Source organism: Pseudoxanthomonas suwonensis (genome assembly GCF_010093235.1).
GTDB lineage: Bacteria > Pseudomonadota > Gammaproteobacteria > Xanthomonadales > Xanthomonadaceae > Pseudoxanthomonas > Pseudoxanthomonas suwonensis.
In genome coordinates, this window is sequence record NZ_PDWP01000005.1 from 81,846 (window position 1) to 103,594 (window position 21,749).

Sequence of the window (21,749 nt, forward strand, 5' to 3'; positions counted from 1 at the left end):
CATGTCCTTACCCGGACCCCGGTCCGGACCGTTCCGCTACCGAGCCTGTTCCGGCAATGTCCGATTCCGTTATCCAGTTCCTCACCTCCGGCGTTGCCGGCCTCGGCTGGCTTGGCCTGCTGGCCGTGCTGCTGGTCTTCACCCAGCTGACGATCTTCTCCGTCACCCTCTACCTGCACCGCAGCCAGGCCCACCGCGGCGTGGACTTCCACCCCGTGGTCTCGCACTTCTTCCGCTTCTGGACCTGGCTGACCACCTCGATGATCACCCGCGAGTGGGTGGCCATCCACCGCAAGCACCACGCCAAGGTCGAGACCGAGGAAGACCCGCACAGCCCGCAGACCCGCGGCATCGGCAAGGTCTTCTGGCAGGGCGTGGAGCTGTACCGCGAGGCCCGCGCCGACCGCGCCAGCATCGAGCAGTACGGCAAGGGCGCGCCGGACGACTGGCTCGAGCGCCACGTCTACACCCCGCACGCCAACCTCGGCCCGACCCTGCTGCTGCTGGTGAACTTCACCCTGTTCGGCCTGCCGGGCGTGGCCATGTGGGCGATCCAGATGGCGTGGATCCCGTTCTGGGCCGCCGGCGTGGTCAACGGCCTCGGCCACTGGTGGGGCTACCGCAACTTCGAATCCTCCGACACCTCGACCAACCTCACCCCGTGGGCGTTCTGGATCGGCGGCGAGGAGCTGCACAACAACCACCACGCCTTCCCGTCCTCGGCACGCTTCTCGATGCGCCGCTGGGAGTTCGACATCGGCTGGGTGGCGATCAAGGCGATGGAGAAGGTCGGCCTGGCCAAGGTGCTGCGCGTCGCGCCGAGCCTGGACATCCGCCCGAACATCGCCGCGCCGGACACCGAGACCCTGCGCGCGCTGCTGTCGCACCGCTTCCAGGCCATGACCGACTACCGCCGCAACGTGCTGATGCCGGCCCTGCGCGAGGAAGCCGCCGCCGCCGGCGCGCGCATGCGCGAGCTGCTGCCGCGGCGCATGCGCCGTGGCCTGGTCGACGACGGCCGCTGGCTCAAGCCCGATGCCCGCGAGCAGCTGCAGCAGTGGGTGCAGCAGCGGCCCCGGATCAAGGCCCTGGTCGAGCACCGCGCGCGCCTTGCCGCGCTGCTGGAGGCGCGCAGCAACGATGCCCAGGAGCGCCTGCGACAGCTGCAGGCCTGGTGCCAGGAGGCCGAGGCTTCCGGCATCCGCGCGCTGCAGGAGTACTCGATGCGCCTGAAGGGCTACGCGCTGGCGCACTGATGCAACGCCAGTCCCCTTGCCGTATCCCGCACGGGCCCGGACGCTTGCGTCCGGGCCTGCTGCTGTTGGCCCTGCTGGCCTGCGCCGGCAGCGCCGCCGCACAGGTCGAGCACACCTCCGACTACCTGGCGCGCATGGACACCGATGGCGACGGCCGGGTCTCGCAGGAGGAGTACGTGGCCTGGATGGGCTACGCCTTCGAGCGCATGGACCGTGATGGCGATGGGGTGCTCTCGCCGGACGAGCAGCCCGGCGGCAAGGGGCGTCCGCTCAGCCTCCAGGAGCATCGCCGCCGCCTGGCCGAGCGCTTCGTGCGCCAGGACGCCAACGGCGACGGCTACCTCGACGCGCGCGAGCTGGCGGCCCCGCCGCGCTGACGATCATGCCTCAGGGCGAGCGCCGCGGCGGATCCACCAGTGGCTGCCCGTGCTGCAGCAGCCACAGCATGATGGTCTTCTGGCGGACGTAGTTGGCGCTGACGAAGGATTCGATCAGCCCGGGCCAGCCGTCCAGGAAGCCGGCCTTCAGCACGTAGCCGCGGAGGAAACGCCACGCCGGCGCCAGCAGCAGCTTGCCCAGGGTGGCGCGCTTGCCGCGCGCGAAGTCGTGCTCGGCCATCATCCGGGCATAGCGCTGCTTCTTGTCCAGCAGCTGCATGAACGAGCGGTACGGGAAGTGGAGCAGGTCGCCCGGCAGCAGCGCGACCTCGCCGTCCACCGACACCGCCTCGTGGATCTCGCGGCCGCCCCGCCAGCCGCCGCGGCGGCGGTCGAACAGGCGCAGCACCCGGTCCGGGTACGCCGTGCCGTGGCGCAGGAAGCGGCCGTAGTACTCGGACATGCGCGCGAACCGGTAGCCGGCGGCGCGGACGAAGCCGGCGTCACGCTCGGCCTCGATCGCCGCGCGCAGGCGCGCGTCCACGCGTTCGTCCGCGTCCAGGCACAGGACCCAGTCGTGCGCGCACTGCTCCACGGCGAACTGCTTCTGGCTGCGGAAACCGTCGAACGGGCGCTCCAGGACGCGGGCGCCGGCGGCGCGTGCCACCTCGCGGGTGCCGTCGGTCGAGCCGGAGTCCACCACCACGATCTCGTCGCAGAAGGCGAGCGAGGCCAGGCAGTCGCCGATCCGGTCGGCCTCGTTGAAGGCGATGATGCAGGCCGACAGCGGCACCCGGCCGGTGCCGGAGGTATCGGGATCGGACAATGTGCTGGCGGGCATCGGGGCGTCGCGGACCGTTCGGAAGGGGGGGCGGGGAGGCATCGCGCCGCGGGCCGCGGTGCGATAATCGCGCACCCTACCAACGCCCGGAGGCGACGTGCCGAAACATTACCTGCTGTACGGATCGGAGCGCTATGCCCTGGCCATCCTGCGTCCCATCCAGGAAGCCATCCGTGCGCGCGGCGATGAGACCGCATGGTTCTTCGACGGCCCCGGCGCCGCCGACCTGCGTCCGGACGAGAAGCTGCTGACGGTGGAGGAAGTCCGCGCCTGGAAGCCCTACGCCGTCATCACCTCCAGCAACGCGGTGCCGCATTTCTTCCCCGGGGTGAAGGTCGAGACCTTCCATGGCTTCGATGCCGGCAAGCCGCGCCACATCTACATCCGCGGCTTCTTCGACCTGTACTGCACCACCGGGCCGCGCGACACGGCCGCCTTCGGCGCCCTGGCCGCGAAGCTGGGCCACTTCTCGGTGGCCGAGACCGGCTTCCCCAAGATCGACCCGTTCATGGCCTCGCTCGGGGACGAGCCGGAGCCGGTGCGCAACCCACCGGTGGTCCTCTACCACTCCACGTTCTCGCCGTCCTGGAGCGCCGCCCCGGTGCTGTACGACGAGATCGCCCGCCTGTCGCGCACCGGCGAGTGGCGCTGGATCGTCACCTTCCATCCGAAGATGGATCCGGCGATGGTCGCCAAGTACAAGGCGCTGCAGAACGAGTACCTGACCTTCGCCGAGAACGACAACATCCTCGAGCTGTTCCCGCAGGCCGACGTGATGTGCTCGGACACCTCCTCGGCACTCAACGAGTTCCTGCTGACCTACAAGCCGGTGGTGACCTTCAAGAACCGTCGCCCCGGGCCGCAGCTGATCGACATCGACGACCCGGCGCAGTTCGAGCCGGCGATCCGGCGCGCGCTGTCGCGGCCGCCGGAGCTGATGGCGGCGATCCGCCAGTTCGCCGACCAGCTGCACCCCTACCGCGACGGCCGCTCCAGCGAACGCGTGCTCGATGCGATCGATGCCTTCGTGGCCCAGGGCGGGCGCAACCGCAAGCCCAAGCCGATGAACCTGTGGCGCAAGCTCAAGATCCGCAAGCGGATCGGCTACTGGGGTCCGGCGGCCTGGTAACGGCCGCCATCCTCACCAGCGCAGCTGGCGCGTGGCCAGCATCCGTCCCAGGCGCGCGTGCAGTTCGCGCGCCTCGGCCTCGGGCAGGAAGCGGATCCGCAGCGGCGGCGACATCGCGCCGGCGCCGGCGGTGTCCATCAGCAGGCTGGCCGTGCCCAGCCAGCGGTCCAGCGGCGAGCGCTGCAGGCGCAGGGCCTGGATCTTGTCGACCTCGGCAAGTCGCCACCAGCGCGACCACCAGCCGCCGCGCACGGCGACCTGGCGCGAACTGACCGCGTAACCCATCCAGCCGGCCTGGCGCCGCGCCGCGTAAGCCGACCACGGCAGCCACAGCAGGGCCAGCAGGCCCCAGGGCCCGAAGTGCCAGCACAGCACCGCGGCCACCAGCACGTTCCACGGCACGCTGGCGGCGAACAGGCGCCACCAGCTGCGTCGCGGCAGCGGCCGCCACTGCGGTGGCCATTCCAGCTGCGGGACCAGGTGCCGCAGCAGCCCGTCGCACGCCTCCGGCGTGGCGATGGGCGCCAGCTCGCGCAGCCTGCGCGGATCGTTCTCCTGGCCGCCCACCGCGGTGTCGATGCGCAGTGCGCGGCGGCCGAACCAGCGGTGCAGCAGGGTCTCCTCCAGGTGCCAGGCCTGGATGCGGCGCGGCGCCACGCTGGTGCGCACGCGCGCCAGCAGGCCGCGCTCGACGGTCAGCCGGCGCTGGTCCTCGACCAGGCGGAAGCCGTGGTACTGGACCAGGGCCAGGGCCACCGACAGCAGCCGCAGCACGGACACGAACACGGCAGCCAGCGCCAGCGCCCCCGTGGCCACCGCCAGCCAACCCAGGTGCATCCCGCCGGCATAGCCCACCGCGCTGCGGAACCATTCCTGCAGCAGGCCGGCCACCGCCTTTTCCGGGAACACCTGCCACACCAGGCCAAAGCCGGCGGCGAACACGATCATGCCGCGGTTGGAGACCAGGCCCAGGCGCACCACTTCCGCGGTCGACAGGGACAGCAGCGGTGGGTTGGCGGGGGCGGCCTCCGCACCGGTGGCCGGCGCCGCGCCGCGGTCGCGCACCAGGCGCTCAAGTTCCAGCGCCTGCGACAGGCCCAGCACGCGCATCTGCGCTTCCGGCTTCCGCCCGCCGGCCGCTTCCAGGCGCACCTCGGCCACGCCGAAGATCCGGTGCAGCAGGCTCTGGTGCAGCACCACGTTGTGGATGCGCGCGAACGGGATCTGGCGCAGGTTCCGCTGCAGCAGGCCGCTGCGCACGCTGATGCCGTCGGCGCCGACGCTGTAGCGGTAGGTGAAGTACTGCAGGACCGAGATCGCGACCAGGACGACGATGCCGAGCAGCGGGGCGTACTCGGCGTATTCCCACGGGCCGCTCTCGCGCCGCCCGGCCACCAGCAGCGCCAGCAGCGGCACCACGAACTGGCGCAGCTGCTGCAGCAGCACGAACAGCCAGGACCAGGGATGCAGCCGCTGGTCGGGCACGGTCCCGGCGACGGCCTCGTGGCTGCTCACAGCGCGTCGCCGGCTTCGACCTGCCGCGCCAGCCGGTCGCGCAGCACCTCGGCGTCCTCCAGCGCCAGCAGCGGCAGCCTCACCGCGGCCATGCGCGTGCCGGCGGTATGCACCACCAGCGTGGCCAGGCCCAGCCGGCGCTCCAGCGGGCCGCGTTCCAGGTCCAGGTGCTGCACGCGCGAGACCGGCACCAGGGTTTCCATCCGCCAGAGGCCGCCGCGACGGGTGGCGAACCCGTCATCGTCCAGCCTCCAGCCGATGCGACGGTGGCGCAGCAGGCCGATCGATCCGCCCAGCAGCACGCCCAGCACGGCGGCGGCCGCGGCGGGGAGCCAGCGCGGGACGTCGAGCAGGACGGGACCGATCATCGCCGCGGCGACCGTCCCCGGCAGCGCCACCGATACCGCGGCGCTACCCGCATACAGCACCGCGCCCCGGCGTGGCAGGGGCTGCCACCTCCCCGTCGCCGGGACGGCGGGCGGGGTGGGCGGCTCGAACTCGGTCACGGACTCGGTCACGGCGGTTCTTCGCGGTCGCGGGAAGCCGATCGTAAGCGTTCGCCATGGCGGATGGGTCGGGGCGGACCCTGGAACGGCTACCCGTAGGGGTTCGGCTCGCCGCTGCCCGGCGGGCGCAGGGTGTATCGCTTGTACGTCCACTGGTACTGGGCGAGCGAGCGCCGGGCGATGCGCTCGACCTCGGCGTTGAGGCAGGCCACCGCCTTCTGCGGATCCGGATCGCCGATCGCCGCCGGCGCCGGCTCCACGTGCAGCTCGAACTGCGGCCCCTCGCCCACGCGCTCGCACCAGGCGAACAGCACCGGCGCGCCGTTGCGCTCGGCCAGCCGCGACAGCAGGGTCATGGTCAGCGCCTGCTTGCCGAAGAACGGGGCGAACTCGCCGTCGCCGGCCTTGGGCTGCTGGTCGGGCAGGATGCCGACCGCGCCGCCTTCCTTGAGCACCTTCCACAGCTGGCGCACGGCCGGGCCTTCGGCACGCACCTGGCGTACGTTGTCCACGCCGCGCACGATCTGCAGGAAGGCGTCGCCGGTGGGCCACTCCGGCGGCCGGTACACGACGGCGATCTGTCCGCGCGAGGCCAGCCACTGGTTCAGCAGCTCCCAGTTGCCGAAATGCGGCGCGGCCACGATCACGCCCTTGCCGGCGGCCAGGGCGGCGTCGTACAGCGCCTCGCCATGCCGGGCGCGCAGCAGCCGGAGGTTCTCCGCGGGCGGGCGCGTCCACAGCTTGATGGTTTCCAGGGCCTGGCGCGCGGTGGTGCGCAGGATCCGCCGGTGCAGCGCAGCGCGTTCCGGTGCGTCCAGCTCCGGGAAGGCCAGTTCCAGGTTGCGCCGGGCCACCCGGCTCTCGCGCACGTCGCGCCAGCGCCACAGCGCGGCCACGCCGTCGCCGAGGCGGTACAGCAGCGGCCAGGGGAGCCAGCCCACGAGCGAGGCGAGGGCGTAGAGGAAGCGGGCACGGCGTTGCGCGGACATCCGCCAAGTCTAGCCGGTCGCCGGTGCCGGCCGTCCGGCGGGTGACAGCGGATCGCTCAGGGTCGATGCTTGCGCTGCCAGTCCCAATGGAGAACCGCACCGCATGCTTGCCCTGATCCAGCGCGTCACCCGTGCCTCGGTCGAGGTCGAGGGGGAAGTGGTCGGCCAGACCGGCCCGGGCCTGCTGGCCCTGGTGGGAGTGCAGCCGGGGGATGGCGATGCGACGGTGGCGCGGATGGCGCAGCGGCTGCTCGGTTATCGCGTTTTCGCCGACGATGCCGGCAGGATGAACCGCTCCCTGCTCGACTCCGGTGGCGGCCTGCTGCTGGTGAGCCAGTTCACGCTGGCTGCCGATACCGATTCGGGGATGCGGCCCAGCTTCAGCACCGCGGCCCCGCCGGCGGAGGCTGAACGCGTGTTCAACCAGCTGGTCGAAGCCTGTGGCCGGCAGCTCCCCGGCAGGGTGGAAACCGGCCGCTTCGGGGCCCATATGGTGGTGAGCCTGGTCAACGACGGGCCGGTCACCTTCCTCCTGAAGGCCTGAAAACGGCTGAACGGAAGCGGTCGCAAGTCGTTGATGTGAAAGGCCGGGAGGGTCACGGACCCCTCGGCCTGTTATAATGCTAGGTTCACTTCACCCCCTTCCAGAGACCGGTGGCGCCGCACATGGCCAACGAACGTCCAGCCCAATCCGAAATCAAGCAGCTCATCAGCAAGGGCCTGGAGCAGGGCTACCTGACCTATGCCGAGGTCAATGACCACCTGCCCGATGACCTGGTCGATCCGGAACAGATCGAAGACATCATCGGCATGATCAACGGCATGGGCATCGACGTCCATGAGGTTGCGCCGGATGTCGAGACCCTGCTGCTCAACGACGGCAACACCGGCAACCGCGAGATCGACGATACCGCGGCCGAGGAAGCCGCCGCCGCGCTGACCGCGCTGGATTCGGAAGGCGGCCGCACCACCGACCCGGTGCGCATGTACATGCGCGAGATGGGCACGGTCGAGCTGCTGACCCGCGAGGGCGAGATCGCCATCGCCAAGCGCATCGAGGAAGGCCTGGGCCAGGTCCAGGCCGCGCTCGGCGCCGTGCCGGCGACGATCGAGGCCCTGCTGGAGGAGTACGAGCTGCACAAGGCCGGCAAGAAGCGCCTGGCCGAGGTGGTGGTCGGCTTCAACGACCTGCTCGACGAGACCCCCGAGCCGCCGGCGGCGGTGGAGGAGGCCGTCGACGCCGATGCCGACGACGTGGACGACGACGAGGAAGATGTCGCCACCGACGACGAGGCCGATGCCGGCCCGACCGGCCCGGATCCGGCCGAGGTCGCCCGCCGCATGGAGCAGCTGGCCGCCGACTACGCCAAGTTCAAGAAGGCCCACGCCAAGGGCGGCGCCCAGGACAAGAAGGTGATCAAGCTGCGCGCCGACATGGCCGAGCAGTTCGTCACCTTCAAGCTGCCGCTGCCGCTGACCGACATGCTGGTCCGGAAGCTGCGCGACGTGCTCACCGAGATCAAGGAGCGCGAGCGCCGCGTGCTGCACCTGGCCACCAACGTGGCCCGCATGCCGCGCAAGGACTTCATCCGCGCCTGGGAAGGCAACCAGGTCAACCTGGAGTGGGTGGACGAGGTCCTCAAGCGCAAGCAGAAGTGGTCTTCGGCCCTGCGCGACGTCAAGGACCAGATCATCGCCGAGCAGCAGGCCACCATCGCCATCGAGCAGGCCATGTGCCTGGACCTGGCCGACATCCGCGAGATCGGCCGCCAGCTCGCCTACGGCGAGGCCAAGGCGCGCAAGGCCAAGAAGGAGATGGTCGAGGCCAACCTGCGCCTGGTGATCTCCATCGCCAAGAAGTACACCAACCGCGGCCTGCAGTTCCTGGACCTGATCCAGGAGGGCAACATCGGCCTGATGAAGGCGGTCGACAAGTTCGAATACCGCCGCGGCTACAAGTTCTCGACCTATGCCACCTGGTGGATCCGCCAAGCGATCACCCGCTCGATCGCCGACCAGGCGCGCACCATCCGCATCCCGGTGCACATGATCGAGACGATCAACAAGCTCAACCGCATCTCCCGCCAGATGCTCCAGCAGTACGGCCGCGAGGCCACGCCGGAGGAGCTGGCCAAGGAGATGGACATGCCCGAGGACAAGATCCGCAAGGTCATGAAGATCGCCAAGGAGCCGATCTCCATGGAGACCCCGATCGGCGACGACGAGGACTCGCACCTGGGCGACTTCATCGAGGACACCAACGTGGAGTCCCCGATCGACTCGACCACCAACACCAACCTGATGGAGACGGTGCGCGACGTGCTCGCGGGCCTGACCCCGAGGGAGGCGAAGGTGCTGCGCATGCGCTTCGGCATCGACATGAACACCGACCACACCCTCGAGGAAGTGGGCAAGCAGTTCGACGTCACCCGCGAGCGCATCCGCCAGATCGAGGCCAAGGCGCTGCGCAAGCTGCGCCACCCGAGCCGCTCCGAGCAGCTGCGTTCGTTCCTCGACATCGACTGACGGGCGCGCGGTCTCACCGGCACGACGAAGGCCCCCCTGGCGGGGCCTTCGTTTTTTCCGTCCGGCAGATCCGGCGACTGGCCGCGCGCCGCGGCCCTCCTCTACACTCCGCAGGCTTCGGGGGCCTATAGCTCAACGGTTAGAGCAGGGGACTCATAATCCGATCGCGGCGGGTTTCCGGTGGTTTCCGGGAATAGCCAGAAGCCGCTAAAACAAAGGGTTTGCGGCCATTCCGTGGCCTTGAACGTGTCCCTTCGTACCCCCCTGTTTCCGGGTTTTTCCGGCACGCTTACACCGGAATTACACCCGCTCAACCGGTCGGAACGCCCCTCGGGCGCAGGCCGAACCGCCCCTGCATTACCCCATCCAGCTCGCCACTCGCTGCCAGACCGCGCACCGTGTCGCGGATCATGATCTTCAGGTTCAGGCCGCCGCCCGGGGCCTGGCTCGACTCGACTCGATCCTCGTTCGCGCCCTTGACGATCTGCACGTTGATCTTGGGCTGCTGCGCGCCGACAGCGCCGGTGCCCCCACCCTTGGCGTTCATCAGCGGCGAAACCATGCCGCCCTGGGCGCCCATGATCAGGACGTTGCGGCCGCCGTAGGACAGGATCTCCGGCTGGCCGTGCTCGGCGATGTCGTACGCCTTGAACGCCTCCACCCGCCCGCCGCCGGCGCGACCGCCGCTGGTCTGCATGGCGCCGCCGATGCCCCGGATCAGGTTGCCCCACGTGCCAGTGCCGCCGTAGCCGGCCAGCGCCCCGCCGAGCGCGCTCAGCACCTGCGAAGCCGCAAGCTCCGCAGCCATGCGCTTGAGCATGTTGGCGAAGCTGTCGCCGATGTCGTCGAAGCGGCCGTCCAGGATGCTGTAGAGCGTGTCGCCCAGAGCGCTCTGGATGTTTCGCCCCGCCTGCTCCGCGTACACCGTCATGCGGTCCACCTGCTCCGTGACGGCCTTCGCGTGGTCCGCGCGGATCTGGGCCACCGCTTCCTCGTGCGCCGCGATCTCGTCCAGCTGGTCCAGCCAGGCGGCCTGCTCTAGGAGGACGGCCTTCTGGGTCTCGCTGAACTGCTGCAGGGCGCCGTGCGCCAGGTCATAGGCGAGCTGCGCCGCGCGGCCGGTCTGGCCGTACAGCTCGATCTCGCGCCGCTGGGATGCCTCGAGGTCCGCGTAGCGCTCGGCGAGCTGGTCCGCTGCTCGCTTGGTTTCGTCCATCCGGCGCTTCGCCTCAGCCTCCGCGGCGGAAGCCGCCTTGGTGGAGCGCTCGTATGCTTCCTGCGCGGCGACCAGCTTCTGGGTCCACTCCACGTTCTGGCGGGCCTCGTCCATGATCTGGCGCAGCGCCTCGTTCGGCCGGCCTGCCCGGGTGTACGCGCCGCGGCCGGAGGCAATGGCCGCCTCCACCATCTCGTTGCCGTCCATGCGCGCGATCTCCACCGGCGACTTGCCGATGCGGGCGATCTGGCCCGGCATGCTCGCCAAGGCCTGCTGGATCCGCTTCCTGGCCTCGTCAGCCGCGCTGCCGGCGTCGCGCAGGGCAGAGGCCTGGCCGCGCACCGAGGCCGCGGAGCTGTCCGCAGCGGCCGCCAGCCGGTCATTCTGGCCGGTCAGGGCGCCCATCTTGGCGTTGTTCTCGTCCAGCCGGCGGGAGGTGTCGCCGATGGTCTCTGCGTATCGGATGAGGCCGCGGCGCTGCACCTCCTCGATCTGGCCCGTAGCGGCGAGCTCGTCGGCCATCTTGGCGACCGCGTTGGAGAACTCGTCTGCACCCATCCGGCCGGCCATGAAAGCCCGCTCCAGCTGCTGCAGGCCGGGGCCGAACGTGCCAGCCAGGTCGGTGAAGTCGGCCTCGTTCGCCATCAGCCGCAGGGTCTCGCTGATCTTCCGGCGGTCCTCCTCGATCTTGTCGCTCAGGGTCAGCATGGCGCCGGCCTGCTGAGCCCGGTTGAGCGTCACGTACTTGGCGATCGTCTCGTCCAGCGTGGCGTTGAGGTCGATCAGCGCCTCGCGGGTCTCGTCGGTATTGTCGCGGAACAGGAGCCAGCCAGCCGCCACGGTGCCGATCGTCAGCGCCAGGCCACCCGGGCCGCCCACCAGCGCCAGCAGGCCCCGGCCAGCAGCTGCCAGGCGATTGGTGGCGGCGGTCGCCGCGAGCTCGGCATTGCGCAGCTGGTCGACGGTGAGTTGATGGGCCTTTGTGGCGGCGGCGGCGCGTTCTGCGGCGCGCTCGTACCGGGTCGTGGCGTAGGTCAGTTCCTGCTTCGTGGCTGCCGTCGCCATCATGCTGGCGTAGAGCCGGCGCTGGTTGATCAGCGTCTGCTTCTGGATGGCGGCTTCGACCACCGCCTCGCGCGCATCCCGGACTCGGGCCTCAGTCAGCGCGACCTGCGCACGCTGGGCCTGCATGAAGCCCTGGGCGGCCTCCACAGCGCCCTTGCCAGCCATGACCATCTTGCTGCCCAGGACGCCGAGGCCGGCGCTGATCGCCAGCGTGGCTACCTCATCGATGTGCCGCGTCAGCAGGTCCAGGCCCCGCACCAGCAGACCGGTGGCGCCGGTGGCCTCGTTCGTGCCGCCGGCCCAGCGCTGCAGGCCGTCCAGGAGCCGGTTGGTGGCGTCCTGCACGGTGGTGGGCATGCGGTCCACCTCCTCGCGCAGGGTGCCCATCTGCGAGGTCAGCGCAGGCAGAACGCGGGAGATGAGCAGCTCGCCGTCCGTCGCCATCTGCTGCAGCTCGGCCGTGGACTTCCCGAGGCCATCGGACAACGCCTGCACCACCCGGGGGGTCTGCAGCAGTAGGGTCTGGAACTGGTCCGTGGCGATCTTCCCCTGGACCACGCTCTTGGCCCAGGCATCTTGCGCCGCGGCGCCGCGCTGGGCATTGCTTCCACCGGCCACCAGGGCCAGGCCGAGCGCCTCTGCGGCGTCCAGCGTGTCGCGCGTGGCGAAGCCCAGCTCCCGCATGGGGCGTGCGGTGGCCGCGAACTGGTCCGCCGCCTCGCTGTACCGCCGGAAGGTCCGGTTGGCGATCTCCTCCAGCCGGCTCTGCACCTCCCCGAAGTCCTCGCCCGCGCCGGCCGCCTGCCGGATCCGCGCGTTGAGCTGGCCCCAGTCGTCGGCCATGCCGATCAACTCCCTGACTCCGAGGGCGCCCGCCACCGCCGTCGCGTACCGGCCCAGGGCCTGCGTGCTGGCCTCCATGGCGGTCGCGTGGCTGCGTACCGCGGCGCTCTGCATGTCCCATGCCCGGACCGCCTGGGGCGCGGTCTGCTGGACCGTGCGGCCGAAGTCCGTGGCCATCCGCCCCGCGCGCTGCATCTCGCTCTGGTAGCGGGTGGTGTCGGCCGTCACCGAGACGACGAGTTCACGTAGGGACGATGCCATGGCTACTCCTCCAGAGATCCGTAATCACGGATCGTCAGTTCGCGAGGGCGGATGTCGGCGATCCAGAAGCTCCCGCCGATCGGTTCGCCAGGGTGCGACAGGCGTTGGCGCCGGACCTGCTCACGCGCGCAGGCCAGCATCTTTGAGGGGTGGTCGATCACCGGCGCGGTTTCAGCATCCCAGCCGGTGTTCGGGCCGATGGCGGTGCCGATCGGGCGCATGACATCGCCGCCGTCCCACTGGGCGCCGACCATGCGCCGCTTTGCGGCAGACCAGCCAACCACGGTCAGCTCAGTGGGCGTGCCCCTGGCCGCTTCTCGTCCCAGGCCCGGCAGTACCTCGATGATCAGGTCAACGGTCAGTGTTTGGGTGCCGCGGTGCAGGCGATGAACCACGTGGGTAAGGGCGTGTCCTTCCCCGCGGACCGCGATCACCGTCATGGCGTGAATGAAGGGAAACAGCTTGCTTGCCCTGACCGGCATGGGCCGCCCGTTGGGTTCCGCGATGACATGGGCCGCGGTGTCGACGCCAACGATTGCGTGCAGGTCCGACAGGTGGACGTTGACGATGCTCATACCCCCGGCTCCAGGACCAGCGAAGGGAGTGCGCGCGACCCCAGCATCTGCACGCCGGCGATTGCCGCGTAGGCGGCAGAACCCGACAGGCCGAACACGGTTCCGCCAGTGCCCACGGCTGCCAGCGCAGCGCCCGCCCACCACGCAACCGCGAGCATCACGACCGCGCCGACGATCCGCTTGACGCTGCCGCCCTGCAGCGCGCCGACGCAGTAGGCGTGCACCCTTTTGCCGGCGCGCGGGCGCACTTGTGCCCACAACCTGCGCGGGACCGCGCGCCCCTCGATCTCGACGATCACATCGTCGGCGATGTCGCACCCGCCGAGCCCGCCCAGCTCCAGCACGGCGCGCAGCATCTGCTCGATGGTCTGGCCGGCGCGCACGGGGACCGTCAGCGGCCGGGTGAACTCGTGCGGAGTGACGGCTAGGTTGATCGTGGTCATGGGGGGGGCTCCTAGCTGAAATTCGGATTTCTGCTCATAAATTCGGGGCGGGCCACGAAACAGGGCTATTCAAAAAGGCCGGAATCCCTTGTGGGACAGGCGATTCGGGCTGAAATCGCTGCCAATTTGAATTCCGTGGGACAGAAAAAAACCCCTGCGTGAGGGGGCGGGCGGTTTCCGGTCCGGGCGCCCCTGAGGTTTCGACCCACCCCCCGGCCGTGAGGCCGGGGATGGGGCCAGGTCATGTCCCGAGGTTCTCCACGAGGTCGGTCCACCCTGGCTGCCGCGGTTGTTTCGACGATCGCCGGACACTCACGGCTTGTCCGGTCTGCGCGTTACTCCGAGGACGACGGGGGCACCGGCGCGTCGTCTTCGACCAGGTCGAACGAGCGGACCGCCTTGACGTCCAGGATCTCCAGGCCGGCGCGCAGCTCACCGAGGATGGCGACCAGGTTCCGGGTGAAGTAGTCCTTGTGGGTGTTCGTGGCCAGCACGCTCATCTGCTCGCGGTCCAGCACGGTCACGAAGCTGGTGTCGATCACCAGCGCGGTGCCGGCGGCGAGGCTCGAGGGCGTCACGATGCGGGTGTTCCACAGCGACGGCGGGACCGGCATGGTCGGCGAGCCGAAGACGTACTCGTCGTCCTCCTCGTTCTTCCGGGTCAGCTGGATGCTGAACCAGTCCAGCGGGTTCAGCAGCACCAGGTTGGGCGAGTAGCCCTCGTTGGCCATGGTGACGAGGGCCTCGCCGATGCGGTCCGCCGGGGTGGTGCCGATCAGCGGGGTGAAGGCGGTCGCCTGGTTCAGGAGGCCATTGATCTTCCCGTCGCCGCCGGGGCCGTTGATGATCTGGTTCTCCAGGCGTGCGAACACCTTCTGGCGGATCACGCCGTCGATCTGCTGGCGCAGCGCGGAGACGTCGGCCAGGACCTGCTTCGATGCCGTGGTGTGGCCGGCGATGGTGATGATGTTGGCGGTCTTCAGGACGCCGCTGAACTCCAGCTCCGCCTTCTCGTCGCCTTCGAGGATCTGCTCCTCGGCATCGCCGGTGGCGTTGAGCTGCACGAACTCCACCGAGTTGCTGTTGGTCTGACGATGCGGCAGGACGCTGAGCAGGCGCAGGGGCGCCAGTACGGGCCCGACGATGCCGCGGCGGTCCGGGGTGCTGGGCACGGAGGTGTCGCCTTCCTGGCCCAGGCCTTCGTTGGACAGCGCCGCGCGGATCGAGGTGTCCACGTTGATGCGCGCCGAGAACTGGCTCGGCTTCATGCCGCGGCCGGCGCTCTCCGCCGCAGCTGCGAAGGACGGATCCTCTTGGAACTTGGCCGCCGCGCTCTCGCCCACACCCGGCCCCGGGCCGTAGGTGTGCCCACCTGCGGCGCTCATGGCCACGTGCTGCTCCAGGTTCTGGAGTTGCGCCTGCATGCCGTCGAGGCGCTGGTCGGTGGAATCGCGGTAGGACTTGATCTTCTCGCTCACCTTGTCGAGCGAGGCGTTGATCTGGGAAACAGCGTCGGTGCCGCTCATGCTTTGGGTCTCCGTGTCGGCGTTGTCTTTGGCTTGCAGGCGTGCTCGGGCGGCGAGGATCTGCTGGATCGTGTCGTCGTCGACCCCTTGGGCGCGCATGTTTCGCGCGAGGGCGGCGTTGGTGATCGTGATCATCGTCGTGGGCTTCCCAGGAACCTGAGGCCCGTTGTACGCCGCGCGCGGACGCGGAGAAATGCCGTGGCGTTACGAAAGCGGGGGTTTCGTATCACGCCACTCTGTGGTCTTCGTCGGACCAGTCGATCGCCGGCGCCAGCTGCATGTTGAGCAGCTCAAGGCGCGTCAGCGCACCTACCAAGATCTGCCTGATGCGCGCGGCCTTCTGCCGGCACCGGTTGCTGCAGTACAGCCGGGGGCGCCCCACCGGCGAGATGGCCACGGGCGCCTGGCAGACCGCGCAGCGCTGGGAGATCGGCTCGATCTTCAGGGCGCCCATGGCCGGCCCTCAGTTGGGTGCGCCGCAGGGGATCGTCATGATCCGGCGGAACTTCTCGTAGTCATCGACCGAGGCCCACCAGATGCTCGGCCTGGCCGGGTCCATCTCCAGGGCCACCACCATGCGCTCCCCGCGCTCCAGCGCCTGCGCCACCTTCGCCGCCAGCTCCGGCTCGTCCTTCTCCAGCTTGCCCAGCATGGCCAGCGCCAGCTCGCTCGCTGCCTCGTTGAAGGCCCGCGCCGCGCGGTCAATGCGGGCCGTGATCTCGTCGCTCATCGTGCGTTCTCCGGTTGGGTTGCCACCTTCCAGGCGATCTCCGCCCGGTTCTTCTCGCTCAGGCGCTGCCAGCGCTGCTTCTGGGTCAGGCGGGCGACCTCCGTCTCGGCGGTCTTCCGCGTCAGGCCGGCACGCATGAACTGCTTCTCCAGCGCGCGCTTCGTCAGGGCAGCGCGCAGGCTCTCGTGCCTCGTCTTCCGAATTGTGGATGCGGGTGCTCTCGGTGGCGGCCGGTGTCCGGCTCCGGGGTCGGGAGCTTTGGCCCTCTCCCCCCGGGGGTGTGGTTGCGTGGTCATGCGACAAGCCTCGGCAGTCGGTTGGGATCGCGCGTCGAGCTGATGTTGGTCTCGTGGAGGCGGTCGGCCTGCTTCCCCTGCGTGGTGAGCTGGTACTGCCCGCTGTCATCGATCCACCACAGGCGATACCAGTTGTCCTCTGCAGCTCGGCGGAAGGTCGCCAGCCAGTCCGCCTGCCGCTTGCTGTCGGTCTCGTGCTTCGCCTGGAAGACGCACCAGCAGAGGTGGAGGAACTCGATCGGCAATCCCACCCGCTGGGCATAGCGGAAGACGTGGTGACCCTCGGGGACCGCCTGTTGGTCATCAGGGATGGTCTGCATCCATTCAGCGAAGGTCAGCTTCTGGCTCCTGATCCTGGTGACCTTCCTCTTCGGAGACGGGCTCTCTTCTTTTCCTAGGTCTTGGATAGGTAAAGCTAGGTCAGTGGACACTGTGCCCGGTGCATCTGTCGCCAATGTCCGGTGCAAGTGCTCTGAATGTCCGGTAGAAGCTGGATCACTACCGGGCAAGGTGTCCGGTACATCAGTGGTTCTACAGGGCACTGTGTCCGCTGCATCTGGGATGGTGAGGGTGTAGCCAAACTGCTTCCATCCCTTCTGGGAGCGCCGGTGGCTTCTGGTGAACCAGCCGAGTTCGTCGAGTTCCTCCATGCATCGGCGTACCGTCCGCTCGTTGACGGATGCCTTCTCGGCGATGCTCGCCATGGCGGGCCAGCAGTTCCCGCCATCGGCATCCGCCCACTCAGCTAGCACCAGCAGGCACAGCTTCTGGGTCGCTGTCAGGGGGGCATTGAGCACGGCCGACCGCCATCGCAGGACGAACGGTCGGTCGCGCGCTTCAGGCGGCATCCTGGGCCTCCTGGATGAGCGCCTGGCGCAGCTGGAGGGCCAGCGTGCGGGCGCCCTCCAGCTCGATCGCCATGCGCTCTGCGCGCTCCGGGGTAGGGCACCGGTGAAGCTCCAGCAGCTGGGCCGCGGTCCTCTCGCTGATGTCCGGCAGGAGGCGCCGGAGCGCCTCTGCGTGCATGGTGGCCGTCATGCGCGGAGCCTCCATGGCTTGCGCAGCGCGCGGACCATCATCCGGTCGGCGTCTGCCAGCTCGCGCACGCCGGTGGCCAGGAGCTGGCGCCACTCGGATACCTGCTGCTGCAGCTCCACGACGTGCTGCCGGCCTTCGGGCGTGGCCACGTAGGCGTTGAGGGTGGTCTGCCCCATGCTGCGCACCACGTCCACGGCGCGCTTCATCACGTTGAGCTGGGCGCGCATCGCCGCGCGCGCTTCGGGGCCTGCGGGGTCGGTCATCTGTTCGGTCCTCGGATTCTTAGGTTCGCGGTCGATCATTTTTTCCGGCCCCTCCAGGCCTCGATGGCCTCGCGGTTGATGTCGTCCAGCATCAGGGTCATGCCGAAGGTCCAGGCGCTGAGGCTCGCGTGCGTGGTTCCGCCTGTCTGCTCGAAGGACTCAGGCGCCATCGCCAGCACTTCCTGCAGGAAGCGAATCCGCGTCTGCAGGCGCTCGATGGGCGCCTCATCGTTGTGGGTGTACGGGGGCAGGGGTTGAGCGCTCATGCCAGCCCCCTCGCGTCGCGGTAGGCGCGCACCCACCGGTACGCCGTGGCCCGGGCCAGGCCGAAACGGGCGATTGCCTTCTCCGCTGTCAGCTGGCGCTGGGAGTCCGCCCAGTCGATGAAGCGGATCGCCGCCTCAAATCCGGTGGCGGCGTGCATCGCCTCCATGGTGTCGCAGCGGGCGCTATCGCCCTGGTGTAGCATCTCGGTTGCCATTACTCGTTCTCCAGACGGGGTTGGTCACTACGGCTCGTCCAGTTCGCACCTGGGCGGGCCGTTTCTTTTTCAGGCGGCACGGCTGTCGGCGGTCTCCACCACCGAGCGCTCGAGGTAAGCGTCCAGGTCGCTGAGCCGGTAGAAGACCCGGCCGCCGACCTTCATGTAGCGCGGTCCCCGGCCTTCGTGCCTCATCTTTTCGAGCGTGCTTATGCTGATCCCCAGGTACCTTGCGGCCTCGGGCCCGTTGACCCGGGCGTTGGCAGTTGCGGACATCCTCTTTTCTCCTTTGGGCCATTGATGACCATCAGTGGGCCATCGGCGGGCACTGTTTCACACCTGATTCTTGCCGTCAAGGCCCAAATTGGGTCATGCTTCGCCAATGAACGCAGATATCCCGCATTTCAAGATTCGGCTACCCAGAGACCTGAAGGCCAAGCTCGAGGAGGCCGCGAAGTCCCATGGGCGCTCACTCACTGCCGAGATCGTTCGGCGGTTGGAAGCGAGCTTCAGTTTCGAGATACCGAGCGGCCTGATGGTGTTGTTGCAGGCGGAGGCGAGAGCTGCGGGTCGATCTCTTAACGCTGAGATCATTCAGCGCCTAATGGGAGCTGGTGCGCCGCTGCCTGCACAGGTGAAGCAGAAGGCGGTCCTGGACGCGCTGGTGGATGCGGCAGGCGAGGTTGTCCGGTGGCATGACGCGCTGAGCGACCACCCTGATGCGACGGAGTACAAGGAGGCTTTCGATAGCGCGATGGATGACCTCGCCGCGTGGCATACCCGGCTAGGGCGCCTGAACCGCGGCAAATGAGCGCCTTCTTGAAACTGGTTCGGCCACGCATGCGCGCGCTGGCCGCTGGTGAGTCGCTGAGCGAGCGCGGCATCACGTACACGCGCCTGGCCAACGGCGACGGCCGGTGGTCGGTCAACGTCATGGTCAACCGGCGCCGGCACCACCAGGTTGTGGGTCTCGAGTCGGAGGGCTATACCCGCACCCAGGCCGAGGCGCTCGTGGCGTCCCTCAGGGCGACGAAGCGGGCATCCGCGCATGGGGTGGCAGGCAGTCGCCACAACGCCGCCCAGACGGTTTCTCAGGCTGCGGATGAGTACCTGCAGTACCTGGCCGGCCATGACGGCCGGGACCTGGACACAAAGGCGCGCCGCTTCCGTGACCACCTGAAGCCCCACCTCGGGCAGAAGCAGGTCGCCCGCCTGACGGACGACGACTGGCTGGCCTACGTGGCGAAGCGGAAGGCGGAAGGGGCGAGCCCGGCCACGATCAACCGGGAGCGGTCTGCGCTGTTGCACATGCTCAACACCATGCGCCGCCGGAAGCTGCTGGCCGCGGTGCCGGTGCTGGCACGCCAGGCCGAGCCGGAGGGGAAGCTGGTGTACCTGACGCCGGAGGAGTCCCAGCGTCTCCTGGACGCGGCCCTCGTCGACCAGTCCCCGCTGGCGCACCCGTTCGTGATGGTCACGCTGTTCACCGGGCTGCGGCACTCTGCCGCGCTGAACCTGCGCGCCGGCGACGTCGACGCCGATCGGCGCATCCTATGGATCCGGGAGGACAAGGCCGGCCGCCGCGAGCAGCCCATGCCCCAGATCCTGGCCGACTACCTGGCCGAGCTGGTCAGCGGGATGGAGCCGGAGGCCTTCATCTTCGCGTCGCCGCGGGCGAAGTCGGGCAGGGCCTACCAGATGAACGCCATCTTCGCCCGCTGCGTGAAGCGCGCCGGCATCGCCAAGCACTGCACCCCGCACACCATGCGGCACACCGCGGCCACCAACGCCGCGCACGCCGGCCTGGACGCGGCGACGATCCAGACCATGGGCGGATGGAAGACGCGGGCGATGGCCGAACGGTACACTCACGCCGCCTCGATGCGGGACGCCATGGATGCACTCCAAGGCCGCCTGACCAGCCGCCCGGTTACACCGGAATTACCACGACCGGTCTCCAAACCCGCCTGAAACCCTTACAGGGCCTATAGCTCAACGGTTAGAGCAGGGGACTCATAATCCCTTGGTTCCAGGTTCGAATCCTGGTGGGCCCACCATGTAGATCAATAACTTAGGCCGCCTTCGGGTGGCCTTCGTTGTTATTGGGCGTCTCTCGTGGCCGTTCTGTGGCCGTTCTGTGGCCGTTCGTGCTGAGCTGCTCCGGTGATCCTGGATCTGCACAGCTGTGCTGCCGATCTGCGCAACGGGGCATCCAAGCGCCCATTCCTGCACCTCATGCTCAAGCCAGCCCACCGCCCTGGGGCTCAGCTTGCGCTGCTTGGGGAAAGCTCCGGTTTCGACCATCCGGTAGATCGTCGGGTTCGACAGGCCGGTGATGTCCATCACTTGGGGGAGACGGAGGAGGCGCGGGGTGGGGCGGAGGTAGTAGGGGGCATCCTTCTCTGTACGCATGGCAGGGGGTCTCCATCGCCCATAAGCAAACGCGCCCACCCCCCCAGGGGGGTAAGCGCGCGCTGTGGGCATATCGAGGGTGGCTGACAGTTTTTTGCAGAAATCCTGGGAGCTCCTTGGGGAGCTCTCAGGTCGACTATGGGTGCTGCTTTGCCTCGCCTGGGTGGAGAGGCCTGGGGGTGGGCCTCACGTAGGCGTAGGGCTCTTCTGGTTGTTGCCTGAGGGTCGTTGTTGCCGGTGGGCGGTCTTGCTTGCGTTCGCCCTGTCTGCCTGGTCCCTTGGACGTTGGTGGCCGGGCTTGTCTAGTAGTGGCTTTGTTTTGTGTGATCGGAAGCAGTGGCTTGCTCCTCGTAAAGGCTGCCTCTCAGGCCGCCCCATATTGGGGGCTTTACACCCTAGCCACCCCCGGGAGGGATCGGCCTCTGGAGCGCTTCTGCGGGGCTTCTGGAGGCCTTCCTTGGGCTGGCCAACCGTTGCCCTCCAGGTCGAAAAAAACCGGAAAGCCCCCTTGCGGGACTCTCCGGTAGACGGTCGGGGATAGTCCCCACGGGTGACGCTTGAGTGGGTCTGCTGCAGGTGGCTAACTAGACCGTAAGGTTGAGTGCCCCTTACTGGACTCTCCTCTGCGGTTGCAGGCCTGGTACAAACAGCCAGTTGGACGCCGCCACCAGATGAACTGGAAACGGTCTCCAGCGAGTTGGACACCTGGGAGGGATTGATTCTGGGCCTACTCAGCCACGCTTGCAGCGGCTGAGACTCGGCGTGCCTCTTCGGCGCCTCGCCGCTCGCTGTAGCGGTCTACCAAGTAGTCGCTGCGCCCGCGCACCAGCAGGGTGAACTTCATCAGCTCCTCCATCACGTCCACCACGCGGTCGTAGTAGGACGAGGGCTTCATGCGGCCGTTGTCGTCGAACTCCTGCCAGGCCTTGGCGACCGACGACTGGTTCGGGATGGTGACCATGCGCATCCAGCGGCCCAGCACCCGCAGGGTGTTGACCACGTTGAAGGACTGCGAGCCGCCGTTGACCTGCATCACCGCCAAGGTCTTACCCTGGGTCGGTCGCACGCTGCCATCTTCCAGCGGCAGCCAGTCGATCTGGTTCTTGAACACGCCGGTGATCGTGCCGTGGCGCTCGGGCGACACCCAGACCTGGCCCTCCGACCACTGCGACCACTCGCGCAGCTGCTGCACCTTCGGGTGGCTTTTGTCGACGCTGTCCAATACCGGCAGGTCATGCGGGTCGAACACCCGGGTCTCGGCGCCGAGGTGCTGCAGGATGCGCTCGGCTTCCAGCGCTAGCTTTCGACTGAAGGACTGCGGCCGCAACGAGCCGTACAGCAGCAGGATGCGAGGTGGATGCATGTCGCCGTCGCCCAGCACCTCGTGCGCGGGCGTAGGGAGCAGGCCCACGTCCAAGTGGGTGGGAAGGCTGAAGGGGGATTGTTCTGGCTTATTCATTC

Annotated in this window: 26 protein-coding genes and 1 tRNA gene; 8 read left to right on the plus strand and 19 right to left on the minus strand. The window is 68.7% G+C overall.

All coding sequences use genetic code 11. The features are described from left to right. Window positions 1-56 precede the first annotated feature (56 nt). Together CSC68_RS03435 and CSC68_RS16010 are read left to right on the plus strand one after the other, a co-directional pair. A complete protein-coding gene (locus CSC68_RS03435) occupies window positions 57-1,256 on the plus strand; it encodes a DesA family fatty acid desaturase (RefSeq protein ID WP_162202099.1) in 1,200 nt (399 codons plus the stop codon). A gap of 44 nt (window positions 1,257-1,300) precedes the next feature. Further along, complete coding sequence (locus tag CSC68_RS16010) at window positions 1,301-1,633, plus strand: EF-hand domain-containing protein (RefSeq protein ID WP_425501196.1); 333 nt, start codon at window positions 1,301-1,303, stop codon at window positions 1,631-1,633. A 10-nt stretch (window positions 1,634-1,643) separates the two neighbouring features. On the opposite strand, the gene CSC68_RS03445 is transcribed toward CSC68_RS16010, so the two are convergent. Then, entirely contained in the window at window positions 1,644-2,474 is an 831-nt protein-coding gene (locus tag CSC68_RS03445) for a glycosyltransferase family 2 protein (protein WP_211365680.1), read from the minus strand. A 97-nt stretch (window positions 2,475-2,571) separates the two neighbouring features. Here CSC68_RS03445 and CSC68_RS03450 point away from each other — a divergent pair, with 97 nt between their 5' ends. Further along, entirely contained in the window at window positions 2,572-3,603 is a 1,032-nt protein-coding gene (locus CSC68_RS03450; RefSeq protein WP_162202101.1) for a CDP-glycerol glycerophosphotransferase family protein, read from the plus strand. Between the two features lie 12 nt (window positions 3,604-3,615). On the opposite strand, the gene CSC68_RS03455 is transcribed toward CSC68_RS03450, so the two are convergent. From CSC68_RS03455 to CSC68_RS03465, 3 genes are all read right to left on the minus strand, one after another. Beyond that, on the minus strand, window positions 3,616-5,118 hold the full coding sequence (locus CSC68_RS03455; RefSeq protein ID WP_162202102.1) for a PH domain-containing protein: 1,503 nt from the start codon (window positions 5,116-5,118) through the stop codon (window positions 3,616-3,618). Beyond that, entirely contained in the window at window positions 5,115-5,636 is a 522-nt protein-coding gene (locus tag CSC68_RS03460; RefSeq protein ID WP_162202103.1) for a PH domain-containing protein, read from the minus strand. The genes CSC68_RS03455 and CSC68_RS03460 overlap by 4 nt, the downstream gene beginning before the upstream one ends. Before the next feature lie 77 nt (window positions 5,637-5,713). Continuing rightward, a complete protein-coding gene (locus CSC68_RS03465; protein ID WP_162202104.1) occupies window positions 5,714-6,613 on the minus strand; it encodes a lauroyl acyltransferase in 900 nt (299 codons plus the stop codon). Between the two features lie 103 nt (window positions 6,614-6,716). Here CSC68_RS03465 and dtd point away from each other — a divergent pair, with 103 nt between their 5' ends. Continuing rightward, window positions 6,717-7,157, plus strand: a complete 441-nt coding sequence (gene dtd, locus CSC68_RS03470) for a D-aminoacyl-tRNA deacylase (RefSeq protein ID WP_162202105.1) — start codon at window positions 6,717-6,719, stop codon at window positions 7,155-7,157. A gap of 122 nt (window positions 7,158-7,279) precedes the next feature. Next, on the plus strand, window positions 7,280-9,139 hold the full coding sequence (gene rpoD, locus CSC68_RS03475; protein ID WP_162202106.1) for an RNA polymerase sigma factor RpoD: 1,860 nt from the start codon (window positions 7,280-7,282) through the stop codon (window positions 9,137-9,139). A gap of 310 nt (window positions 9,140-9,449) precedes the next feature. Here rpoD and CSC68_RS03480 read toward each other — a convergent pair whose 3' ends face one another. The 13 genes from CSC68_RS03480 to CSC68_RS03540 all read right to left on the minus strand — a co-directional run bounded on the left by CSC68_RS03480 (window position 9,450) and on the right by CSC68_RS03540 (window position 18,152). Further along, window positions 9,450-12,524: a tape measure protein gene (locus tag CSC68_RS03480; RefSeq protein WP_162202107.1), complete on the minus strand. Its 3,075-nt coding sequence runs from the start codon at window positions 12,522-12,524 to the stop codon at window positions 9,450-9,452. Window positions 12,525-12,526: 2 nt separating this feature from the next. Then, window positions 12,527-13,099 carry a hypothetical protein gene (locus CSC68_RS03485; protein WP_162202108.1) on the minus strand — a complete coding sequence of 191 codons (573 nt, stop codon included), beginning with the start codon at window positions 13,097-13,099 and terminating at the stop codon, window positions 12,527-12,529. Then, window positions 13,096-13,542: a hypothetical protein gene (locus tag CSC68_RS03490; RefSeq protein WP_162202109.1), complete on the minus strand. Its 447-nt coding sequence runs from the start codon at window positions 13,540-13,542 to the stop codon at window positions 13,096-13,098. The genes CSC68_RS03485 and CSC68_RS03490 overlap by 4 nt, the downstream gene beginning before the upstream one ends. 335 nt (window positions 13,543-13,877) lie before the next feature. After that, window positions 13,878-15,068 (minus strand): phage major capsid protein, encoded by a 1,191-nt coding sequence (locus CSC68_RS03495; RefSeq protein ID WP_162202110.1) that lies wholly within the window; start codon window positions 15,066-15,068, stop codon window positions 13,878-13,880. 226 nt (window positions 15,069-15,294) lie between these two features. Beyond that, window positions 15,295-15,522, minus strand: a complete 228-nt coding sequence (locus CSC68_RS03500) for a hypothetical protein (RefSeq protein ID WP_162202111.1) — start codon at window positions 15,520-15,522, stop codon at window positions 15,295-15,297. 9 nt (window positions 15,523-15,531) lie between these two features. After that, the gene (locus CSC68_RS03505) at window positions 15,532-15,798 is read right to left on the minus strand and encodes a hypothetical protein (protein WP_162202112.1); all 267 of its coding nucleotides are present in this window, start codon (window positions 15,796-15,798) and stop codon (window positions 15,532-15,534) included. Continuing rightward, entirely contained in the window at window positions 15,795-15,935 is a 141-nt protein-coding gene (locus tag CSC68_RS03510; RefSeq protein WP_162202113.1) for a hypothetical protein, read from the minus strand. Before CSC68_RS03510 ends, CSC68_RS03505 begins: the two co-directional genes overlap by 4 nt. Before the next feature lie 155 nt (window positions 15,936-16,090). After that, window positions 16,091-16,942, minus strand: coding sequence for a helix-turn-helix domain-containing protein (locus CSC68_RS03515; protein WP_162202114.1), 852 nt, complete (start codon window positions 16,940-16,942; stop codon window positions 16,091-16,093). Continuing rightward, window positions 16,932-17,132 carry a hypothetical protein gene (locus CSC68_RS03520; RefSeq protein ID WP_162202115.1) on the minus strand — a complete coding sequence of 67 codons (201 nt, stop codon included), beginning with the start codon at window positions 17,130-17,132 and terminating at the stop codon, window positions 16,932-16,934. Before CSC68_RS03520 ends, CSC68_RS03515 begins: the two co-directional genes overlap by 11 nt. Further along, window positions 17,129-17,395, minus strand: a complete 267-nt coding sequence (locus tag CSC68_RS03525) for a hypothetical protein (RefSeq protein WP_162202116.1) — start codon at window positions 17,393-17,395, stop codon at window positions 17,129-17,131. The genes CSC68_RS03520 and CSC68_RS03525 overlap by 4 nt, the downstream gene beginning before the upstream one ends. A 35-nt stretch (window positions 17,396-17,430) precedes the next feature. Further along, a complete protein-coding gene (locus tag CSC68_RS03530) occupies window positions 17,431-17,661 on the minus strand; it encodes a hypothetical protein (protein ID WP_162202117.1) in 231 nt (76 codons plus the stop codon). After that, on the minus strand, window positions 17,658-17,876 hold the full coding sequence (locus tag CSC68_RS03535; RefSeq protein WP_162202118.1) for a hypothetical protein: 219 nt from the start codon (window positions 17,874-17,876) through the stop codon (window positions 17,658-17,660). Before CSC68_RS03535 ends, CSC68_RS03530 begins: the two co-directional genes overlap by 4 nt. A 69-nt stretch (window positions 17,877-17,945) precedes the next feature. Further along, window positions 17,946-18,152 carry a helix-turn-helix transcriptional regulator gene (locus tag CSC68_RS03540; protein ID WP_162202119.1) on the minus strand — a complete coding sequence of 69 codons (207 nt, stop codon included), beginning with the start codon at window positions 18,150-18,152 and terminating at the stop codon, window positions 17,946-17,948. 106 nt (window positions 18,153-18,258) lie between these two features. Between CSC68_RS03540 and CSC68_RS03545 the strand changes: the two genes are divergently transcribed. The 3 genes from CSC68_RS03545 (at window position 18,259) to CSC68_RS03555 (ending at window position 19,933) form a co-directional block, all read left to right on the plus strand. After that, window positions 18,259-18,687, plus strand: coding sequence for an Arc family DNA-binding protein (locus tag CSC68_RS03545; RefSeq protein WP_162202120.1), 429 nt, complete (start codon window positions 18,259-18,261; stop codon window positions 18,685-18,687). Beyond that, window positions 18,684-19,847: a tyrosine-type recombinase/integrase gene (locus tag CSC68_RS03550; protein WP_162202121.1), complete on the plus strand. Its 1,164-nt coding sequence runs from the start codon at window positions 18,684-18,686 to the stop codon at window positions 19,845-19,847. Before CSC68_RS03545 ends, CSC68_RS03550 begins: the two co-directional genes overlap by 4 nt. Before the next feature lie 10 nt (window positions 19,848-19,857). After that, window positions 19,858-19,933, plus strand: a tRNA-Ile gene (locus CSC68_RS03555). On the opposite strand, the gene CSC68_RS16125 is transcribed toward CSC68_RS03555, so the two are convergent. Both CSC68_RS16125 and arsH read right to left on the minus strand, forming a co-directional pair. Then, window positions 19,890-20,360 carry a helix-turn-helix transcriptional regulator gene (locus CSC68_RS16125; RefSeq protein WP_425501199.1) on the minus strand — a complete coding sequence of 157 codons (471 nt, stop codon included), beginning with the start codon at window positions 20,358-20,360 and terminating at the stop codon, window positions 19,890-19,892. The two genes, CSC68_RS03555 and CSC68_RS16125, sit on opposite strands and share 44 nt — an antisense overlap. 655 nt (window positions 20,361-21,015) lie before the next feature. Then, complete coding sequence (arsH, locus tag CSC68_RS03565; protein ID WP_162202122.1) at window positions 21,016-21,747, minus strand: arsenical resistance protein ArsH; 732 nt, start codon at window positions 21,745-21,747, stop codon at window positions 21,016-21,018. Between the last annotated feature and the right edge of the window lie 2 nt (window positions 21,748-21,749).

What these genes read in the sequence shown, in the direction of transcription:
- CSC68_RS03545 (WP_162202120.1), top strand. Translation starts at nt 18,259, where the DNA reads ATGAACGCAGATATCCCGCATTTCAAGATTCGGCTACCCAGAGACCTG.
- CSC68_RS03510 (WP_162202113.1), bottom strand. Translation starts at nt 15,935, where the DNA reads ATGCGTGCCGGCCTGACGCGGAAGACCGCCGAGACGGAGGTCGCCCGC.
- CSC68_RS03535 (WP_162202118.1), bottom strand. Translation starts at nt 17,876, where the DNA reads ATGGCAACCGAGATGCTACACCAGGGCGATAGCGCCCGCTGCGACACC.
- CSC68_RS03525 (WP_162202116.1), bottom strand. Translation starts at nt 17,395, where the DNA reads ATGACCGACCCCGCAGGCCCCGAAGCGCGCGCGGCGATGCGCGCCCAG.
- CSC68_RS03530 (WP_162202117.1), bottom strand. Translation starts at nt 17,661, where the DNA reads ATGAGCGCTCAACCCCTGCCCCCGTACACCCACAACGATGAGGCGCCC.
- CSC68_RS16125 (WP_425501199.1), bottom strand. Translation starts at nt 20,360, where the DNA reads ATGCCCACAGCGCGCGCTTACCCCCCTGGGGGGGTGGGCGCGTTTGCT.
- CSC68_RS03500 (WP_162202111.1), bottom strand. Translation starts at nt 15,522, where the DNA reads ATGGGCGCCCTGAAGATCGAGCCGATCTCCCAGCGCTGCGCGGTCTGC.
- CSC68_RS03540 (WP_162202119.1), bottom strand. Translation starts at nt 18,152, where the DNA reads ATGTCCGCAACTGCCAACGCCCGGGTCAACGGGCCCGAGGCCGCAAGG.
- CSC68_RS03495 (WP_162202110.1), bottom strand. Translation starts at nt 15,068, where the DNA reads ATGAGCGGCACCGACGCTGTTTCCCAGATCAACGCCTCGCTCGACAAG.
- CSC68_RS03490 (WP_162202109.1), bottom strand. Translation starts at nt 13,542, where the DNA reads ATGACCACGATCAACCTAGCCGTCACTCCGCACGAGTTCACCCGGCCG.
- CSC68_RS03435 (WP_162202099.1), top strand. Translation starts at nt 57, where the DNA reads ATGTCCGATTCCGTTATCCAGTTCCTCACCTCCGGCGTTGCCGGCCTC.
- CSC68_RS03465 (WP_162202104.1), bottom strand. Translation starts at nt 6,613, where the DNA reads ATGTCCGCGCAACGCCGTGCCCGCTTCCTCTACGCCCTCGCCTCGCTC.
- CSC68_RS03445 (WP_211365680.1), bottom strand. Translation starts at nt 2,474, where the DNA reads ATGCCCGCCAGCACATTGTCCGATCCCGATACCTCCGGCACCGGCCGG.
- CSC68_RS03550 (WP_162202121.1), top strand. Translation starts at nt 18,684, where the DNA reads ATGAGCGCCTTCTTGAAACTGGTTCGGCCACGCATGCGCGCGCTGGCC.
- CSC68_RS03520 (WP_162202115.1), bottom strand. Translation starts at nt 17,132, where the DNA reads ATGACGGCCACCATGCACGCAGAGGCGCTCCGGCGCCTCCTGCCGGAC.
- CSC68_RS03485 (WP_162202108.1), bottom strand. Translation starts at nt 13,099, where the DNA reads ATGAGCATCGTCAACGTCCACCTGTCGGACCTGCACGCAATCGTTGGC.
- dtd (WP_162202105.1), top strand. Translation starts at nt 6,717, where the DNA reads ATGCTTGCCCTGATCCAGCGCGTCACCCGTGCCTCGGTCGAGGTCGAG.
- arsH (WP_162202122.1), bottom strand. Translation starts at nt 21,747, where the DNA reads ATGAATAAGCCAGAACAATCCCCCTTCAGCCTTCCCACCCACTTGGAC.
- CSC68_RS03515 (WP_162202114.1), bottom strand. Translation starts at nt 16,942, where the DNA reads ATGCCGCCTGAAGCGCGCGACCGACCGTTCGTCCTGCGATGGCGGTCG.
- CSC68_RS03505 (WP_162202112.1), bottom strand. Translation starts at nt 15,798, where the DNA reads ATGAGCGACGAGATCACGGCCCGCATTGACCGCGCGGCGCGGGCCTTC.
- rpoD (WP_162202106.1), top strand. Translation starts at nt 7,280, where the DNA reads ATGGCCAACGAACGTCCAGCCCAATCCGAAATCAAGCAGCTCATCAGC.
- CSC68_RS03480 (WP_162202107.1), bottom strand. Translation starts at nt 12,524, where the DNA reads ATGGCATCGTCCCTACGTGAACTCGTCGTCTCGGTGACGGCCGACACC.